The organism is Paraliobacillus sp. X-1268 (genome assembly GCF_003426095.1).
GTDB classification, from domain to species: Bacteria; Bacillota; Bacilli; order Bacillales; family Amphibacillaceae; genus Paraliobacillus_A; species Paraliobacillus_A zengyii.
The window spans coordinates 166643-185574 of the sequence record NZ_QJSK01000004.1 but is presented as its reverse complement, the minus strand read 5'-3'; the positions used below and the strand labels follow the sequence as shown (position 1 = coordinate 185574).

The following is an 18932-nucleotide window of genomic DNA, read 5'->3' as shown; positions in this document are numbered from 1 at the left end:
AGCCAAATCCTCATCACGCATCCTCGCATAGGATACGTGATTTTTGCTTACAATAAAGTTGTTATGCGTATCCTGTTTTAAGTTTGGAGTATAGCTGTTATATTGTTTGATCTTCGGTTCGTGGGATTGCGATTACTCATCCCAACGAAAACATTTGTTGTTCCCATAGGAGTGTCAGGCCTTTGCTGCCTAAGCTACTTTCAGGATCAAATTATAATGTTAATAAATAGAATTGATTCTTTGCCAAAGGCAGGGCTTCAGATTGCATTGTTCTTGCAGGAAATGAGTTACTTCAACAGCGATAGAGAGTTTACTTTCTCTCTTACATATAATTTTTAACTCACGAAAGAAACGTCTATACTAGCGGTGGAAATATACGTAGACTCCTGTGGGAACAGCACGGGCTGAAGATCCACTTTGTAAAGCGATCTGTGCTTTACAAAGTTAGCTGAAGTCGTGCCCACGGAAAGCGAAGTATATTTCCAGAGCGGTATGTCGCGTTAACATTATGTATCACGTACGTAAAATGTATCGTAATCTTGCTTTCGGAAGGAGCACGAAGTCAAATTTAACTCTGCGAAAGTTGCGCTTAATATATTTAAAAAACACAAAAAAAAGACCTCACACATCGTGAGATCCTCTTAACCTTTAATAAAAACGTTTAAATCCTTCAAAGTGGCTTGACCAATAAGAATTGTCTAGGCTTGAAATCTGAACACCACTTGATCCAGCATGAATGAAGCTGTTGTCTCCAACATAGATACCAAGATGGGAAATTCCTTTACGGTACGTATTCTCAAAAAAGACTAAGTCACCTAATTGAGGTGTATTCACATAATAAGAACGGTTATAATAGCCATCACTTGATAATCTACTAATTTCTTTACCTGCTTTATTATACGTATGATAGATAAAACCACTACAATCAAAGCCAGCACTAGGATTTGATCCACCGAATAAATAGGACGTACCTAAGTATGATTTTGCTTGTTCTAAAAGCTTTGTGACATCATAATCAACTGTTTTAGATGCAGTCTCAGAAGCGGAAGAAGAACTCGCAGATTCTGTCTTTGTCGCTGTTGTTCCGATAGAAAGAACTTGTCCAACACGAATAATATCAGAACTTAAGTTGTTTTGCTTTTTCAACTCAGTAATTGAGACGCTATACTTTTGCCCAATCTTCCACAAAGAATCACCAGATTTAACAGTGTACTTTGTTGCGGATGTTGTTTTAGAAGCTGTCTCTGTTGTTGCCGTTTTAGTATCTGTAGTTGTTGATGTTGATGTGGAAGCAGATGAAGAATTAGAGACTGTTAATACATCATTCGGATAGATCAACGTTGAATCAAGGTCATTCCATTTCATTAAATTACTTAAGGAAATACCATGAGCAGATGCTATTTTACTCAAAGAGTCACCTGATTTAACCTTATAAGTTGTAGCTTTTGAAGTTGTTGTAGATGTTGTCTTCTTTTCAGTTGTTGCTGTATTTGTCGTACTTGTTGTAGCTTTTGTTGTTTCTAACTTTTGGTTGGGAAAGATTATCGAACTTGATAGTTTGTTAATATCTAATAACTGTGTGACAGTTGTTTTATTTTTTTGTGCAATGGACCATAAAGAGTCACCTTTTTGAACGGTGTATGTTGCGGCGTCAGCAGTTGTTGCTGTGAAAGCAGTAGCGATAACTGCACCTGCAGAAAGACTTATCAATGTTTTTTTCACTATTTCACTCTCCTCTTTAAGTTGACTTGTACGCGTTTGTCTACTTTTGTATAGTATAGCATGAAGCGGTAAATTTTAGGGCTTATTTTGGTAGTTTTATGAATGCACTGTAATCCAGTTACTAGAAGGAGCAGGCCTACCTAAGAAGAAACCTTGTGCATAAGGTATATCTAACTGCTGTGCCATCTCCATTTCTGCTTTTGTTTCGATACCTTCTAATATCAAATCAACATTATTTTCATGACAATAGTGAAGAAAGAAGCGGACGAGGTCTTGTTTCTTTTTGGAAATGTCGAGTTGATCTGAGAATAAACGATCAAGCTTAATATAATCTGGCTCCATTTTAATGAGCATATCGAAGTTTGCATAGCCTTTTCCAACATCATCGAGCGCAATTGCAAATCCTTGTTGTTTAAGTGATTGAAGGTGCTGAAGAAAATTGTCGGGGTGTTCAATTAACTCAGATTCAGAAACTTCGAGTGCCATTTTGCTACTAGTTAGTGCTAGTTCTGTAGTTAATTGATCTAGAAATCTATTAAAATTCGGATGAGAAATAGTCGATGGAAAAACATTAATAAATAGTAACTGCCCCGTCTTAGAAAAGTCTGTTTCCTGATAGGTAAATAAGGCGTTATGAATTGAACGTGTATCTAAATCATAGAGTCTATTCGCTTTTTTTGCCGCTAGGAAGGCTTGTTCAGGATTTTGATAAACATTTGAACGTAGCAATATTTCATTACCAATCTTTTTCAAACCTTTCACATCAAAGATAGGTTGAAAAAAATGATGGAATTGTTCTTCTTCGATAAATTGATCAATTAACATAGGTACGCGCTCCTTTTCTTTTAGTATCTGCTGATAATAGCGGATATTTCATGTAGTTGGTTCACAGATATGTATGTTTAGTGGTTATGTAGCTTAAGGATTCGTTGCGCTCTCGATTCGTTAACCTAGTAGTTATCAATAACGTTTTATATAAAAATGCGTTTACATATTATTGGTTTATATTATACCAAAATCCGCCAAAAAACCAACTGTTTCGTCAAATAAATATCATTTTACCTATTATACACTATTACATGTTAGTAAATTATAACTAATGACATAAAAACAGGTTCCGCATAAGCGAAACCAGTCATCTATCGATCTATTATTCTTTAAAAGTACCTTCATAAACGGTTTCACTTAACGGGCGTCTTGGAGAAGGTGTTTCTCTTTCTTGCAAGACAGCAGATAGCGCTTCTTTCTCGCCTTGATAGCCAAGCGCGATGACAGCATGAAGATCATAAGTAGCGGGGATACCCAATACTTCACGTGCTTTCTCTTTATCAAAACCACCCATTGCATGTGTACTAAGGCCATTTTCCGCTGCTTGTAAAGCTAAGTAGCCCCAAGCTGTCCCGGCATCAAAAGTATGTGCCCCACCTGTTTGGTCTGAAAGTAATAAAATTAGAACTGGAGCTTGCTCACACCATGTTCGATTTCCATCCATGATAAAACGATGAAATTTCGCACGATCAGCGTCATTCCGTGCAATAATAAAGCGCCATGGTTGACTATTACCGCTTGACGGTGCCCAACGTGCAGCCTCTAATGTGCTGTAGAGTAGTTCTTCAGGTACCTCTTTATCTAAGAAAGAACGTGGTGACCACCTGTTAACAAACTGCGGGTGAATTGGATAATCAGCTTTGCGAGAGTTTTCGATTGACATTATTTATTCCTCCTAGTGTTACGCATCTGTTCAAAATTATAGAACAAATTGGAAACAGGAGCAACTTCTAAAGCTTTTCTATATAATAGGTAGAGAGTAAACTAAACCGTTTCTTACATAATAAAAATAATATGTAAAGGACCCTCATAAGAATAAATTTGGCAATATTTTTTATAGATGAATTTATAATAATAGTCCCAATTTGACAAATAGATATGATATAATTCCTTTTGTTACTTATTTCATAAAAATAATACATGATTATAATAAGCTTCAGGGGGATCATATCTATGGAAGAAACTATATCATTGAAAGAAATATTCGAGGTGCTGAAAAAGCGCTTAGTACTGATCATTATGCTTACCTTAGGAGCTGCACTTGTTAGTGGTTTTGTTAGTTACTTTCTCTTAACTCCTACCTATCAATCTACTTCTCAATTCATTGTAAATCAAAAATCAAGCGAAGACGATAGCGTCGATGTGAATGAAATTCGTTCGAATGTTGAAATTATTAGTACGTATAACGTTATTATTAAAAGCTCACGAATCTTAGATCAAGTAGTGGAAGAATTAGATTTAACCATTTCAGCTGGTACATTAAGTGAAAAGATCAGCGTAGCAAATGAAGATAGTTCACAAGTTGTGACTGTAACTGCGACTGACCCGGATCCAGAGATGGCAACGGCTATTGCAAACCAAACAGTAGAAATCTTTGAAAGTGATATTTTTGATTTAATGAATGTGGATAATGTTAGTGTATTATCAGAAGCGACAACTGCTGCAGATCCACAACCTGTTAGTCCGAATCCACCACTTAATATCGCAATCGCACTTGTCCTTGGTGCAATGGTTGGTGTGGGATTAGCCTTTCTGCTTGAATACTTGGATAACACGATTAAGACAGAAGAAGATATTGAGCACAAACTCGACTTGCCAGTGCTAGGTGTGATCTCACATATTACTGAAAGTGATCTAGCATCAACACATTACCCAACACAGGGCTCAGCGCGTAATCGAGAGAGGGGGAATTTCGGTGGCAAAACAAAGAAAACTAGCTAAAAATAATGTGATACGTCATTTGATTACAAAGTTGAATCCGCGTTCACCTATTTCAGAGCAATACCGAACGATTCGTACGAACTTACAATTCTCAGCAGTTGATGGCGAAATGAAAACGATGCTTGTTACATCTTCTGGACCCTCTGAAGGAAAGTCGTCAACCGTTGCAAACTTGGCAATTGTATTTGCCCAACAAGAGAAGAAAATCTTACTGGTTGACGCGGACTTGCGTAAGCCAACTGTACATTATACTTTCCGTGTCGACAATCGCAGAGGCTTAAGTAGTGTATTAGTAGGAGAAACAACGTTAGATGAAGCAATAGAAAAAAGCGACACGCCAGATTTGGATATTCTAACATGTGGTCCAATTCCACCGAATCCATCAGAATTACTTGGTTCACGAGCAATGGAGAAATTGATTCATGATGCTTCAGAACATTATGATTTGATAATATTTGATACACCACCTGTTCTTGCTGTAACAGACGCACAAATCTTAGCGAATATTTGTGATGGTGCATTGCTTGTTGTACGTAGTAAGCAAACAGAATATGAAGCTGCGCAAAAGGCACGTGAATTATTAGATCCAGCAAAGGCAAAATTACTTGGTGTTATTCTTAATGACAAAGAAATGAAAAAAGGAAGTAACTATTACTATTACGGTGGTAATTAACCTGTAACCTGTCACAATCTTGTGACAGGTTTTTTCTTTACATAAAAGTAAATTTATAGAAATCGACAAACACTCCTATCCATCGACATGGTGACTTGTGTTACGATTAGGCATAAAGTAATAGATTTAATTCAATGGGAGATGGGTAATATGATAGATATACATAGTTATATTTTACCTGGAGTTGATGGTGGAACAAAACACATGCAAGAAAGTATTGCAATTGCTAAAGCCGCTGTAGCACAAGGAATAGACACTATTATTGCAACACCAAAATATAAGGACGGGCACCACGATAACTTAAAGCAGGAGATTATCCAACAAGTGGCTATCCTTAACCAAAGACTGCAAGAAGAAGAAATAGCTTTAACAGTCCTACCTGGACAAGAGATTCGTGTTTATGGTGATATGCTTGTTAATTTCGAGAAAGATCATTTATTGTCTTTAAATGAAACGACAGAATACATATTAATTGAATTACCTAAAGACCATTTTCCATCTTATATAACTCAACTGTTTTATGATATGCAGATAAAGGGTATAAAACCGATTATTTCACATCCAGAAACGAATCCAATCATTCGAGAAGATCCAGACCTTCTATATAACTTAGTTAAAAAGGGTGCACTAACACAACTAGCAAGCGCTAGTATAGTCGGTAAAAACTCGAAAAAAGAGCAAAAATTTGCGATGCAACTGATTGAATCTAATCTTGCTCATTTTATCGGTTCAGAAGTGCGATCTTCTAAAAAATATATATTTCAGGATGCAATAATGAAAATAACCAAACAATTTGGGGATGAAAAGGCTTTTTATTTTATTGAGAACGCGGTCAGTTTAATAGAAGGTCATGAAGTAATGACTGACGAGCCATTACATATCAAGAAAAAAGGGTTAGGTATATTTAGAAAGTCGTAAGCATACCTTAGCAAAGTACATGCCACGAAAAGAGATTCTAAGCCATATAGGTTTAGGATCTTTTTGTGCACTACATTTTTCGTGGGAAATTCTCCAATCTATTACTTTAGTTATATGTATTCCTGACTATAGTCTGGTAAAACTAGTATATAGAGTTGATGATAAAGCTTCATTACACAGACTGACAGTATATTCTCAGAAAAGTTAAGCCAATCGATATAAAGTGACAAAGCTTCTAATCCATTGACACATGCTAGTGTGCTAACCTAATTGAAATAACCCTAAATCGAGATAGGAGATGTTCATATGATCGATATAAACTGCCACATCTTACCTGGAATAGATAATGGACCGAAACATATTGAAGAGAGCGTAGCTATTGCTAAAACTGCTTTAGCACAGGGGATTGAAACAATAGTCGCAACCCCAAAACATATGAATGGACAATACCATAATTTCAAACAACAGATTATCCAACAAGTAGACACACTTAATCAAAGACTTCAAGAAGAACAACTAGCGTTAACCGTGCTACCAGGACAAGAGATAAGAATATATGGCGAAATGATTGAAAGCTTAGAGAAGGATCACTTACTTACTATAAATGAAACACCGGGATATTTGTTAATGGACTTGCCGAGCAATCACATTCCAGCTTATATGATGCAGCTTATCTTTAATTTGCAAATAAAAGGATACAAGCCAATCATTGCACACCCAGAAACGAATCCTTTTATCAGAGAAGATCCCGATCTGTTATATGAACTAGTAAAACAAGGAGCACTTGTTCAATTAGCAACTGACAGTATTATAGGTAAAAATTCACGAAAAACACAAAAATTCACACTGGAAATTATGAAAGCTAGATTAGCACATTTTATTGGCTCAGAAGCGAGTAAAGCTTCAGGTTATTCATATCAAGAAGCTTTAAGAAAAGTACGGAAACATTTTGGGAATGAGATGACTTATTTTTTTTATGAAAATGCCATGTATTTGACCAAAGGTGAGGCAGTTATTACCGAAGAACCAGTCCGGATGAAAAAGAAACGTTTGGATTTCTTGAATAAATAACGGTATAGTTATTTAAGATGACCAATAGTAATATAAATGCAGACTCTATTTCAATAGCGAGTAAAAACCTTCTACTTTAAGTGGAAGGTTTTTCTGTTTAATCAACATTTTTAGATAGCCACAAACATTAACAGAAATTCACAATGCAAACTATAGGAAAAGGCTTATTATTAACGCGAATATGTTGTATACTTGACGAAAGATAAGCTTTTGATTACAGCTCATTAAGAATTACTGGAAAAAAAGTAGTTCAATATACATGCGTGTTAGGTCACAGAATTAAAAGGTATAGTTAAAAAGTCACAAATTTCGACAATCATTTTATAGGAAAACGTTACAAAACGTATTTCATTTTCATAATTCGACTGTTATACTGTAAATATTGTTTTGGAAGATTAATTTCTATAATAGAAAGAGGTTGGAGCATTATGATCGACATTCATTGTCATATATTACCGAATATCGATGATGGGGCGAAACATTTGGAAGATAGTGTTGCAATGGCAAAAGCTGCAGTAGCACAAGGTATCGATACGATTATTGCTACACCACATCATAAGAACGGTAGCTATAACAATACCAAGTCAACTATTCTACCTCTTGTTGAGCTAGTAAATGCTAGATTAGAAGAAGAAGAGGTACCATTAACTGTTTTACCAGGACAAGAAACACGTATTTATGGAGAAATGGTTGAAGACTATGATCTTGGAAAAATACTACCCTTAAATCAAACGAGCGACTATCTATTTGTCGAACTCCCTTCCAATTCTGTACCGCGTTTTACCAATCAACTTCTATTTGATATGCAAGTGCATGATTTAAAACCGATTATCGTGCACCCAGAAAGAAACAAAGCGATTATGGAACATCCGAATTTGTTATTTGAAATGGTTCGAAATGGTGCATTAACCCAAGTTACCGCAGCAAGTGTCGCAGGTAAGTTTGGGAAAAAGATCAAAAGCTTTAGTCTAGATTTAATTGAAGCAAACTTAACCCATTTTATTGCATCAGATGCACATAACATCACAACAAGAGGTTTTCGTAATCAAGAAGCGAATACAGTAATCAAAGACACATTTGGTCATGCGATGCTGTATTATTTTATGGAAAATGCACAATATATTGTAGAGAATCAAACCGTAATCGGACAAGAACCAGAACGAATAAAAAAGAAAAAGTTTATGGGTCTCTTTTAAGAAATTAGTAGATCCGAAATGACACTAAATTATAGAACGCAGTAAGGGAGATAACACTAATGAAAAAAGTAAGAAAAGCAATTATACCAGCAGCAGGATTAGGAACTCGTTTCTTGCCAGCGACGAAAGCAATGCCAAAAGAAATGTTACCAATTGTTGATAAACCAACGATTCAATATATCGTTGAAGAAGCGGTTGCTTCAGGTATTGAAGATATCATTATCGTTTCGGGTAAAGGGAAGCGTGCAATTGAAGACCACTTTGACAATTCGCCTGAACTGGAGCGTAATTTAGAAGAGAAAGAGAAATTTGATTTATTACACAAGGTACGTCATTCTTCTAATCTTGCGGATATTCATTATATTCGTCAGAAAGAACCAAAAGGTTTAGGACATGCTGTCTGGTGTGCGCGTAAATTCATTGGAGATGAACCATTTGCTGTACTTTTAGGCGATGACATCGTTCAAAGTGATGTTCCATGCCTAAAACAACTAATCAATGAATATGAAGACACACAATCATCTGTAATTGGTGTACAACAAGTACCAGAAGATCAAACACATCGTTATGGTATTGTCGATCCTAAAGAACAAAATGGTAGACGTTATCAAGTGAATAATTTTGTCGAGAAACCGGCAAAAGGTACAGCACCATCGAATTTAGCGATTATGGGACGGTATATCTTCACGCCTGAAATTTTCCGATTCCTTGATCGTCAACAAGTTGGAGCTGGTGGAGAAATTCAGTTAACTGATGCAATCCAAATGTTAAATGAAATTCAAAAAGTATATGCGTATGATTTCGAAGGACGTCGCCATGATGTAGGAGAAAAGCTAGGCTTTATCCAAACAACAATTGAATATGCATTACAAGATAAAGAGATCGGCTCGGATGTAAAACAATTACTTCAAAAAATTGTTGGAGAAATGAAAACAACATCAAAATAAACAAAAAGTATCAGTAGAGAAAGTAGGGATCTTTCCCATGTCTTATCGAAAAAGGATGACATTTCTAATATTACTCGATTCGATAATTGTAACGACAGCAATTTTTATTGCTGCATGGCTTGTCTATCCATCGAGTTCCGTTTGGTCGATGGATATGATAGTCATCAGTTCGATTACATTATTATTCTTTCATCACCTTTATGCGATACTTTATAAGCTTTACCATAAAGTATGGGCATATGCTAGTGTTGGAGAATTAACATCGATTGTAAAAGCAATTACCTTATCGATTATATCAACAGCAATTATTCAATTCTTGATAAATGACTTTACGATTTATCGCCGTGCTTTCGTTATTACGTGGATGCTTCACATAATTTTTATTGGAGGTTCACGTTTTTTTTGGCGCGTTTTCCGAGATCGTTTTATAGTTTCAAACAGTAATCAAAAACGCACATTAATAGTAGGAGCTGGAGCTGCAGGTGCGATGATTGTTCGTCAGTTGAAAAATGAACCACAGAATACAGATCTTAATCCAGTGGCTTTTGTTGATGATGATAGCAACAAACAAAAAATGCAATTATATGATATTCCAGTGTCAGGATTTACGAATGACATACCACAGATAGTAGAAAAAATGAAAATTGATCATATCGTAATTGCCATTCCATCCTTAAGTAATGGGGAACTGAATGAAGTTGTTACGATGTGCAATCAGACCAATGCTAGAGTGCAAATGCTTCCAAGAATTGAAGACTTAGCAAGTGGTCGTGTTTCCGTAAGTGCATTACGTAATGTTGATGTGGAAGACGTTTTAGGACGTCCGTCAGTACAACTAGATCTTGGTACTATTTCAGAATTTGTTACAAGTCAAACAGTTATGATTACTGGTGCTGGTGGTTCAATTGGTTCCGAGATTTGTCGTCAATTGATGGCATTTAATCCAGATAAAATATTACTCGTTGGTCATGGTGAATTTAGTATTTATTCAATTGATATGGAGTTACGTGAAACTTTACAAGATAAAGATACAGAAATCATACCAATTATAGCTGATGTACAAGATCGTAAACGGATATTTGAAATTGTTGAAAGATATCAACCGACGATGGTTTATCATGCAGCAGCGCATAAACATGTCCCATTAATGGAATATAATCCACATGAGGCAATTAAAAATAATGTAATTGGCACGAAAAACGTTACAGAAGCATGTGATACGTATGGGGTAGATACATTTGTATTAGTCTCAACCGATAAATCAGTTAACCCGACGAATGTAATGGGTGCGACAAAACGTTTAGCTGAAATGGTCGTACAGAACTTGGCCAAACAAAGTAAAACAAAATTCGTTGCGGTACGTTTTGGTAATGTTTTAGGTAGCCGTGGAAGTGTTATCCCACTATTCAAAAAACAAATTGAAAAAGGTGGACCAGTTACAGTCACACATCCTGATATGACACGTTACTTCATGACGATTCCAGAAGCATCACGTCTTGTAATCCAAGCAGGAACATTAGCTAAGGGTGGAGAGATTTTCGTACTAGACATGGGTGAACCTGTTAAAATCGTTGACCTTGCGAAAAACTTGATTAAACTATCTGGTTACACAGAAGACGAAATTCCAATTGAATTCTCCGGTATCCGACCAGGAGAAAAAATGTTCGAAGAATTATTAGATGATAATGAGGTCCTTCCTGGAGAAGTGTACGAAAAAATATACGTTGGTCGAACAATAGATGTAGAGATGGGAAGATTACTAGATTTAATTGAACAGTTTGAAGGTTATACGAAAGAAGAAGTGAAAGAAGCGTTGATGGCGATTGTTTATGCCGAGAAAGAATTGAAGGCTGTTGAGGGATGATTTTTTAACATTACCTCTATTCATATCATTGTGATTAAGGAGGTTGGCATTTGCTTGGAAAGATTTTAAATTCTAATTAAGTACTAAGCTACTAAACTAAACTTCTGGGAGTGTAATAGATCATGTATTTAAAAATAAAAAGACTATTAGATATTGTTCTCTCATTAATAGGTTTATTACTTCTATCACCAATATTTATAATTCTTATCATAGCTATTAAACTGGATTCAAGAGGACCAGTATTTTTCAAACAAAAACGTGTTGGCATTTTTAAGACTCATTTTTATATGTTGAAATTTCGTACTATGAGGATAGATACCCCAAAGGACATGCCAACGCACCTATTGGATAATCCAACCCAGTATATTACCAATATCGGTAAAATCATGAGAAAAACTTCTCTTGATGAACTTCCTCAAATTTTGAACATTCTTGTTGGTCAAATGAGTACTATAGGTCCTAGACCCGCGCTTTGGAATCAGTTTGATCTTATAGAAGAGAGAGATAAATATAATGCTAATGATGTTCCACCAGGTTTGACTGGTTGGGCACAGATTAATGGTCGAGATGAACTTACTATTGAAGTGAAGTCTAAATTAGATGGAGAATATGTTGAGAACATAAGTCTTAGAATGGATGTTAGATGCTTCTTTGGGACAATTCTAAGTGTGGTTAAGAGTGATGGTATCATTGAAGGTAGGAATAAATCTCATGAGGAAGTTGTGAGCACTAAAAAGAATAAGGTTTGATATTTACAGTCATTGAAAATGTTTAATGAATTTTGGGGGATTATGTGCTAATGAAGATACTAGTTGTCTGCCAATATTACTATCCTGAACCTTTTCGTATTACTGATATATGTGAAACACTTGTAAAAATGGGTCATGAAGTAACTGTGCTGACAGGTCTTCCTAATTATCCAGAGGGACGAGTGCTTGATGAGTATCGTAATGGTAAGAAAAGGCATGAAGTAATTAAGGGCGTAAAAATTATAAGAAGTTATGAGATTGGTAGAGGTAGTAGTAAAATAAAACTTTTTCTGAATTACTTTAGTTTTGCTATATCAGCATCTTTAAAAGCATTATTTATGAAAGAAAAATTCGATGTGGTATTCGTAAATCAACTTTCACCAGTTGTGATGAGTATCCCCGCAATAATTTATAAGAAGAAAAAGAAGAAAAAGATATTACTTTATAGTCTTGATCTATGGCCTGCTAGTTTAGCGGCTGGTGGAATTAAAGAAAATTCAATATCGTATCAGTTTTTTTTAAAAGTCTCAAGATGGATATATAGTTCACCAGATTTAATTTTAGTTACTTCTAGTATGTTCAAAAAATACTTTGGTAGTACTCTTGGAATTAAAACCGAAATTATACGTCATCTTCCTCAATATGCTGAAGATTTATTTACCACTGAATTTAATTCAATATCAGATTCTAAAGATTATAAATATATATTTGTGTTTGCAGGAAATATTGGTGATATGCAAAGTGTTGAAACAATAGTTAAAGCGGCTAATGAATTAAGTGATTATCCAGATATAGGGTTTTATATAATTGGAGATGGATCCAAGTTAGAAGAATGTAAGATAATCAGTAAAAGCTTAGGGCTGAAAAATGTTAGGTATTATGGAAGACTTCCTTTGAGTGAAATGCCAAAGTATTATAGTATGGCAGATGCAATGTTAATAACCCTAAAAGATAACAAAAACCTTTCTTATACACTTCCTGGTAAAGTCCAATCTTATATGGCAGCTGGTAAACCCATAATAGGAGCAATTAACGGTGAGACAAGACGTGTAATAGAAGAATCAAATAGCGGATTATGTTGTGCTGCAGAGGATTATAAAGGGCTAGCAAATATAGTTATTGAGTATTGTAATAGTAGTGAAAAAGAAAACATGGCTAGTAACTCATATGATTATTACATTGAGAATTATAGTAAAGAGAAATTTATGTCGATATTAGAGAACACCCTAAAAAGTCTTGGAGGGATAATAGATGTTTAAGAATAAAACGCTACTGATAACTGGTGGTACAGGATCTTTTGGTAATGCTGTTATGAAAAGATTTTTAGGTACAGATATAAAAGAAATTCGTATATTCTCACGAGATGAGAAAAAACAAGATGACATGCGTAAACTCTATAAAAATGATAAACTTAAATTTTATATAGGTGATGTACGTGATTTAGCAAGTGTAAAGAACGCAATGTATGGTGTTGATTATATTTTTCATGCAGCCGCTCTTAAACAAGTTCCATCATGTGAGTTTTTTCCTTTAGAAGCAGTAAAAACTAATGTTCTCGGTACGGAAAATGTTTTAAATGGTGCAGTGGAGAGTGGAGTTAAAAAAGTAATTTGCTTGTCTACTGACAAAGCTGCTTACCCTATTAATGCAATGGGGATTTCTAAAGCCATGATGGAAAAGGTTTTTGTGGCTAAGGGTAAGACAGTTGATCCCGCTGAAACTCTAATCTGTGGTACACGCTATGGAAATGTTATGGCTTCAAGAGGGTCTGTTATTCCACTATTTATTGAACAAGTTAAAAATGGGCAACCCTTGACGGTTACTGATCCTAACATGACAAGGTTCTTGATGAGTCTTGATGAGGCCGTCGAATTAGTAGTATTTGCATTTGAGAACGCTGAAGCTGGAGATATCATGGTCCAAAAATCACCAGCGTCAACTATCGGAGATTTAGCAAAAGCTGTTAATGAGTTATTCGATTCTGATAATGAAATAAAAACAATTGGTACGCGCCATGGTGAAAAGTTATATGAAACTCTTTTAACTAGAGAAGAGCATGTTGTTGCAAAAGATTTAGGTGGTTTTTATAGAGTACCTGCTGATAAGAGAGATCTTAACTATGATAAGTATTTCGAAGAAGGTGACCAGCAGTTATCCACTGAAGAAGAATATAATTCTCATAACACTGAGAGATTAAGTATTGAAGCAATAAAAGATAAATTATTAATGCTAGACTTTGTTCAAAATGAATTAAAAGGTTGGAATAAATAATGAAGATACTAGTAACTGGTGCCAAGGGTTTTATCGGTAAGAACCTTGTAGCAGAATTAAGGAACCAAAATTATACTGACATCTTTGAATATAATAAGAACACTAATCCTGATTTACTCGGTGATTATTGTAAAGAAGCTGACTTTGTGTTTCATTTGGCTGGAGTCAATCGACCTAAGAATGAGTCAGATTTTATGGATGGCAACTTTGGATTCACATCAATTCTGTTAGACACGCTAAAAAGACAAAAAAATACTTGCCCAGTTATGATTTCTTCATCAACCCAAGCCGAATTGGCTAACGGATATGGTATCAGCAAAAAAGCGGGGGAAGATTTACTTTATGAATATAATAAAGTCACAGGAGCAAAGGTTCTAGTTTACCGTTTTCCTAATGTTTTTGGTAAATGGTGTAGACCAAATTATAACAGTGCAGTAGCTACGTTTTGTTATAACGTATCTCATGACTTATCTATCACTCTTAACGACCCTAGTGTTGAGATGAAGTTGGTATATATTGATGATGTGATCGAAGAATTGATCAATGCATTAAAAAATAAAGAAACTTCGTCTGGTGATTTTTGTAGGATTCCGATAGTTCATACTCTTACTCTTGGGAAAATTGTTGACTTAATATATTCATTTAAAAAAAGTCGAGAAGAACGATCAATTCCAGATATGTCTAATTCATTTGAAATGAAATTGTATAGTACTTATCTCAGTTATTTACCAGAAGATAAATTCAGTTATGACCTTAAGATGAATGTAGACCAGAGAGGCTCCTTTACAGAGTTTATTAAGACTCCAGAAAGAGGTCAAGTTTCTGTTAACATATCAAAACCTGGTGTCACGAAGGGTAACCATTGGCACCATACAAAAAATGAGAAATTTCTTGTCGTAAGTGGGAATGGCGTCATTCGCTTTAGAGAAATTAACTCTGATGAAGTCATTGAATATTTTGTAAGTGCAGAAAAAATGGAGGTAGTTGATATACCAACGGGCTATACCCATAATATAGAAAACCAAGGTGTTACAGATATGGTCACTATTATGTGGGCCAACGAGCCATTTGACCCAGAGAAGCCAGACACATACTACCTGGAGGTATAACTAATGAAAAAGTTAAAAGTTATGACAGTTGTAGGTACTAGACCAGAGATTATAAGGTTGTCAGCTGTTTTAAATAAATTAGAAGAATCAAATGCAATTGAACACACGCTAGTTCATACTGGACAAAATTATGATTATGAATTAAATGAAATATTCTTTAGGGATTTTGGCCTGAAAAAACCTGACTTTTTTCTAAACGCAGCTACAGGAACAGCAGTAGAAACTATTGGTAATATTTTAGTCAAGATCGATCCTATTATGGAAGAAGTTAAGCCAGATGCTTTCTTAGTCCTAGGAGATACAAATAGTTGTTTATGTGCAATTGCAGCAAAAAGAAGGCAGATTCCAATTTTTCATATGGAAGCTGGAAACAGATGCTTTGACCAACGAGTTCCCGAAGAAACGAACAGAAAAATCGTCGATCATACAGCTGATGTTAATTTAACTTATAGTGATATTGCAAGAGAATATTTGTTAAGAGAAGGCCTCCCTGCGGATAGAATTATTAAAACGGGAAGTCCAATGTTTGAAGTGCTTCACTCTAGAAAAGCTGACATAGAGAAATCAGATGTACTAGAGAGATTGGAGCTACATGAAGAAAAATATTTTGTAGTATCAGCTCACAGAGAAGAAAATGTGAATTCAGATATAAACTTCTTAGATTTAGTTGTTAGTTTAAATGCGATTGCTGAAAAATATAATATGCCTGTTATTGTAAGTACACATCCTAGAACTAGAAAGATGATTGAGACTAAAGGAATAGAGTTTAATCCTTTAGTGAAAACTATGAAGCCATTAGGGTTTAATGATTATGTCAAGCTACAAATTAAAGCTAAAGCGGTGCTTAGTGATAGTGGAACGATCAGTGAGGAATCTTCCATTCTTGGATTTAGAGCACTTAATATTAGACAAACTCATGAAAGACCAGAAGCTATGGAAGAGGCTTCAGTTATGATGGTTGGACTGAAAAAAGATAGAATATTACAAGGCCTTAAAATCTTAGAAACTCAAGAAACTGGTACATTAAGGCTTGTTGAAGATTATAGTATGTCTAATGTATCCGATAAGGTAGTTAGAATACTTCTATCATATACAGATTATGTGAATAGGGTCGTGTGGGGGAAATATAGTGAGAATTTTACAAATTAACTCTGTTTGTGGTGTTGGAAGTACAGGAAGGATTACAACGGATATACATTCTATCTTAAAAGAACAGGGTCATGAAAGCTATGTTGCTTATGGAAGAAATAATCCAATGAATTGTGAATCAGCTATACGGATAGGAAATAAATTTGATAACTATTCCCATGTAGCTAAGACAAGAATACTTGATAAACATGGTTTTGGATCTCGAAGAGCTACTAAGAATTTTATTGAAAAGATAAAGTTCTTAGATCCGGATGTAATTCATTTGCACAACATTCACGGATATTATATTAATATTAAAATTTTGTTTGATTATCTAAAAGAAATTAATAAGCCTGTTGTTTGGACTTTACATGATTGTTGGGCATTTACTGGTCATTGTACTCATTTTGAATATGTAGGTTGTGAATGTTGGAAGGTAGATGGTAATCATATTTGTTCTCAAAAGAGAGAATATCCTGCAAGTCTATTTATTAATAATTCAAAAAAAAATTACAAAAAGAAGAAAGAAGCCTTTACGGGAGTGAAAAATTTAACTATTGTTACCCCTTCAAATTGGTTGAAAAATATAGTGAAAGCTTCTTTTTTGAAAGAGTATCCAGTTAAATTGATAAATAATGGAATAGATATAGATGTTTTTAAACCATCAAAAGGCACCTTTAGATCTAGATACGGACTTGAAAATAAATTTATTCTTCTAGGTGCCGCAAGTACTTGGAGTGAAAAAAAAGGTTATAACTTTTTTTTAGAACTTTCTTACAATTTAGAACAAGATGAAAAAATAGTTTTAATTGGATTATCAGAAAATCAAAAACAGAATTTACCTAATAATATTTTAGGTATTACAAGAACTAATGATATTAAAGAATTGGCAGAAATATATTCTTCAGCCGATGTATTTGTTAATCCTACTCTAGAAGAAGTATTAGGTTTAACTAATTTAGAGGCATTGGCATGTGGAACTCCTGTAATCACCTTTGAAACAGGTGGAAGTATTGAGTGTATAGATGATTCTTGCGGCATAGTTGTAGAGAAAGGTAATATGTATAAAACACTTGAAGCTATTAAGATTATAAAGACAAAATATAAATCATTTTATAGTATGAGTTGTATTGATCGTGTAAATAAGCTATTTAGTAAGGAAGATAAATATAGCGAGTATGTAGAACTATATGAAAATTGCAGGTGAAAAAATATGAAAATCACACATTTATGCTTATGCGGGCCACTAACTGATAATTGGACATATCAAGATAATCTACTTCCTAAATATCATAAAGCTTTAGGATATGATGTTAGTGTAATAACATCTCAGTATATATGGAATGATGTTGGAGACTTGGATATAGATAGTAGGGAAATCTATTATAATGAGTATGGAATTAAAACAATTAGAATTAAATCTCAATACAATACAAATGTTCATTCGAAATTCAAAAAATACCAAAATCTATATAAGACAATCTCTAATGAAAGGGCCGATATCCTTTTTATCCATGGTATACAATTTATAGATATTATTACAATTGTTAGATACTTAAAAAAACATTCTGAAGTTGTTGTTTATGTTGATAATCATGCTGATTTTTCAAATAGTGCTACAAATTGGTTCTCAGAGTATATCCTTCATAAGGTTATTTGGAAGTGGTGTGGTAAATTGATAGAGCCTTATACTAAAAAATTTTATGGGGTTCTGCCGGCTAGAGTTAATTTTCTAAAAGAGGTATATAAATTACCTGATAAAAAAGTAGAATTGTTGGTCTTAGGTGCTGACGATGAAAGAGTTAAAGAGGCGAAAGCTAATAGTAATAGATTAGACATTCGGAAAAAACATCAAATTAATTCAGATGATTTTTTGATTATAACAGGTGGTAAGATTGATTCAGCAAAAAAACAAATATTACTTTTAATGAAAGCAGTTAGCGAAATTGAAGTTGATAATAAAAAAGTTAAGCTTATTGTTTTTGGATCAGTTGAACCTGAGATTAAAGATGAATTAAAGTTATTAATTAATGGAAATAAGATACAATACGTAGGGTGGATTTCACCGTATGACACATACCAATATTTAGCTGCCGCTGATTTAGCTGTTTTTCCAGGAAGACATTCTGTCATATGGGAGCAAGTTGTTGGAATAGGAGTCCCTTGTCTATTTAAATATTGGGAGGGAACAACCCATATTAATGTAGGTGGGAATTGCCAATTTCTCTATGAAGATTCTGTGGATGAAATAAGAACTAAAGTTAAAGAAATCCTAGATAATCCAAATTTTTATGAATCTATGAAAAATAATGCAGAACTATATGGAATGGCAAGGTTCTCATATGCAAAAATTGCGAAAGAAAGCATACAATAATATGCTCTAGTATGGAATCTATTAATCTGAAAGAATTACCTTTTTTGACGAGATATGTATTAATTACATTACTTGCATAGATCTAGTTAATAATTTAATTAATGTTTTAAATAAATGAGGATTTTATAACTATGAAACATT

The 18932-nt window shown here is 34.4% G+C and carries 17 protein-coding genes; 14 read left to right on the top strand and 3 right to left on the bottom strand.

Annotation, left to right across the window (positions count from 1 at the left end; translation table 11 throughout):
* Nucleotides 1–648 precede the first annotated feature (648 nt).
* From D2K62_RS08455 to D2K62_RS08445, 3 genes are all read right to left on the bottom strand, one after another.
* A complete protein-coding gene (locus tag D2K62_RS08455; RefSeq protein ID WP_112182139.1) occupies nucleotides 649–1722 on the bottom strand; it encodes a C40 family peptidase in 1074 nt (357 codons plus the stop codon).
* A 96-nt stretch (nucleotides 1723–1818) separates the two neighbouring features.
* Nucleotides 1819–2547 carry an EAL domain-containing protein gene (locus tag D2K62_RS08450; protein ID WP_112182138.1) on the bottom strand — a complete coding sequence of 243 codons (729 nt, stop codon included), beginning with the start codon at nucleotides 2545–2547 and terminating at the stop codon, nucleotides 1819–1821.
* A gap of 325 nt (nucleotides 2548–2872) precedes the next feature.
* Nucleotides 2873–3433 carry a nitroreductase family protein gene (locus tag D2K62_RS08445; RefSeq protein WP_198663178.1) on the bottom strand — a complete coding sequence of 187 codons (561 nt, stop codon included), beginning with the start codon at nucleotides 3431–3433 and terminating at the stop codon, nucleotides 2873–2875.
* A 290-nt stretch (nucleotides 3434–3723) separates the two neighbouring features.
* Between D2K62_RS08445 and D2K62_RS08440 the strand changes: the two genes are divergently transcribed.
* The 14 genes from D2K62_RS08440 to D2K62_RS08375 all read left to right on the top strand — a co-directional run bounded on the left by D2K62_RS08440 (nucleotide 3724) and on the right by D2K62_RS08375 (nucleotide 18791).
* Nucleotides 3724–4491: a YveK family protein gene (locus tag D2K62_RS08440; RefSeq protein ID WP_112182136.1), complete on the top strand. Its 768-nt coding sequence runs from the start codon at nucleotides 3724–3726 to the stop codon at nucleotides 4489–4491.
* Entirely contained in the window at nucleotides 4466–5164 is a 699-nt protein-coding gene (locus tag D2K62_RS08435) for a CpsD/CapB family tyrosine-protein kinase (RefSeq protein WP_112182135.1), read from the top strand. The genes D2K62_RS08440 and D2K62_RS08435 overlap by 26 nt, the downstream gene beginning before the upstream one ends.
* 150 nt (nucleotides 5165–5314) lie before the next feature.
* Nucleotides 5315–6082 carry a tyrosine-protein phosphatase gene (locus tag D2K62_RS08430; RefSeq protein WP_112182134.1) on the top strand — a complete coding sequence of 256 codons (768 nt, stop codon included), beginning with the start codon at nucleotides 5315–5317 and terminating at the stop codon, nucleotides 6080–6082.
* A 306-nt stretch (nucleotides 6083–6388) separates the two neighbouring features.
* Entirely contained in the window at nucleotides 6389–7153 is a 765-nt protein-coding gene (locus D2K62_RS08425; protein ID WP_117161246.1) for a tyrosine-protein phosphatase, read from the top strand.
* Nucleotides 7154–7581: 428 nt separating this feature from the next.
* Entirely contained in the window at nucleotides 7582–8349 is a 768-nt protein-coding gene (locus D2K62_RS08420) for a tyrosine-protein phosphatase (RefSeq protein ID WP_112182132.1), read from the top strand.
* Between the two features lie 59 nt (nucleotides 8350–8408).
* A complete protein-coding gene (gene galU, locus D2K62_RS08415) occupies nucleotides 8409–9296 on the top strand; it encodes a UTP--glucose-1-phosphate uridylyltransferase GalU (protein ID WP_112182131.1) in 888 nt (295 codons plus the stop codon).
* A 37-nt stretch (nucleotides 9297–9333) separates the two neighbouring features.
* Complete coding sequence (locus tag D2K62_RS08410; protein ID WP_112182130.1) at nucleotides 9334–11160, top strand: polysaccharide biosynthesis protein; 1827 nt, start codon at nucleotides 9334–9336, stop codon at nucleotides 11158–11160.
* 122 nt (nucleotides 11161–11282) lie between these two features.
* Nucleotides 11283–11909 carry a sugar transferase gene (locus D2K62_RS08405; RefSeq protein ID WP_112182129.1) on the top strand — a complete coding sequence of 209 codons (627 nt, stop codon included), beginning with the start codon at nucleotides 11283–11285 and terminating at the stop codon, nucleotides 11907–11909.
* Between the two features lie 50 nt (nucleotides 11910–11959).
* Nucleotides 11960–13168, top strand: a complete 1209-nt coding sequence (locus tag D2K62_RS08400) for a glycosyltransferase family 4 protein (protein WP_117161245.1) — start codon at nucleotides 11960–11962, stop codon at nucleotides 13166–13168.
* Nucleotides 13161–14180 (top strand): polysaccharide biosynthesis protein, encoded by a 1020-nt coding sequence (locus D2K62_RS08395; RefSeq protein WP_117161244.1) that lies wholly within the window; start codon nucleotides 13161–13163, stop codon nucleotides 14178–14180. The genes D2K62_RS08400 and D2K62_RS08395 overlap by 8 nt, the downstream gene beginning before the upstream one ends.
* Entirely contained in the window at nucleotides 14180–15289 is a 1110-nt protein-coding gene (locus tag D2K62_RS08390; RefSeq protein WP_117161243.1) for a capsular polysaccharide biosynthesis protein CapF, read from the top strand. The genes D2K62_RS08395 and D2K62_RS08390 overlap by 1 nt, the downstream gene beginning before the upstream one ends.
* A gap of 3 nt (nucleotides 15290–15292) precedes the next feature.
* Nucleotides 15293–16438, top strand: a complete 1146-nt coding sequence (gene wecB, locus D2K62_RS08385; protein ID WP_112182125.1) for a non-hydrolyzing UDP-N-acetylglucosamine 2-epimerase — start codon at nucleotides 15293–15295, stop codon at nucleotides 16436–16438.
* Entirely contained in the window at nucleotides 16419–17624 is a 1206-nt protein-coding gene (locus D2K62_RS08380; protein ID WP_112182124.1) for a glycosyltransferase, read from the top strand. The genes wecB and D2K62_RS08380 overlap by 20 nt, the downstream gene beginning before the upstream one ends.
* A 6-nt stretch (nucleotides 17625–17630) precedes the next feature.
* Nucleotides 17631–18791, top strand: coding sequence for a glycosyltransferase family 4 protein (locus D2K62_RS08375; protein ID WP_112182123.1), 1161 nt, complete (start codon nucleotides 17631–17633; stop codon nucleotides 18789–18791).
* The last annotated feature ends 141 nt before the right edge of the window (nucleotides 18792–18932 follow it).